The sequence below is a fragment of the Pseudogemmobacter sp. TB195 genome (assembly GCF_058313095.1).
The window spans coordinates 1-524 of the sequence record NZ_JBZEGG010000223.1 but is presented as its reverse complement, the minus strand read 5'-3'; the positions used below and the strand labels follow the sequence as shown (position 1 = coordinate 524).

Here is a 524-nt window from a genome sequence, read left to right as displayed (position 1 = left end):
CATCAGCAGGGTGTGATTGAGCGTCAGCCACAGTCCGTCGTCACGCCAGAGGTAGAACCAGCGTCGCACCGTCGATACGGGCGGGAAGCAGGGGGGCAGCATCCGCCAGGGCAGGCCTCCGCGCAGCAGATACAGGATCGCCTCGAGAATGCGCCGCAGCGGCCATTTACGGGGCCGCCCAACGTGCGACGCGGGTGGGAGCAGCGGCTCAAGAACCGCCCATTCGGCATCGGTCAAATCGCTTGGCAAAGCCAGTCCGCTTCGCGCATGAAGGGCGCGAGTGGTGTCAGTCCACATCGTCGATCCAAGGAAGTTTTTGGCGAAACCCGTGAATCAACGACAGGCCAGGCTGTCAAGCCAACCTGCTGATACCACTCAACTTAATTTCTGATCAGACACTTATCAATCTCACCGCGCGCATCGTAGCGGCTTATATTCAAAATAATGCAATTGAGCGCACGCAGGTTACGGAGATTATAAACTCCGTTCATGCATCGCTAAACAAAATATCTGGCGCCAAACCC

The 524-nt window shown here is 57.3% G+C and carries 2 protein-coding genes; one reads left to right on the top strand and one right to left on the bottom strand.

Annotated features, from left to right (window positions below; genetic code table 11):
• Positions 1-297: transposase (locus AC4FS3_RS29480; protein ID WP_491023491.1), on the bottom strand; the 297-nt coding region annotated here is incomplete at its 3' end.
• A gap of 35 nt (positions 298-332) precedes the next feature.
• Between AC4FS3_RS29480 and AC4FS3_RS29475 the strand changes: the two genes are divergently transcribed.
• The coding region (locus tag AC4FS3_RS29475; RefSeq protein WP_491023492.1) for a MucR family transcriptional regulator at positions 333-524 on the top strand (192 nt) is incomplete at its 3' end.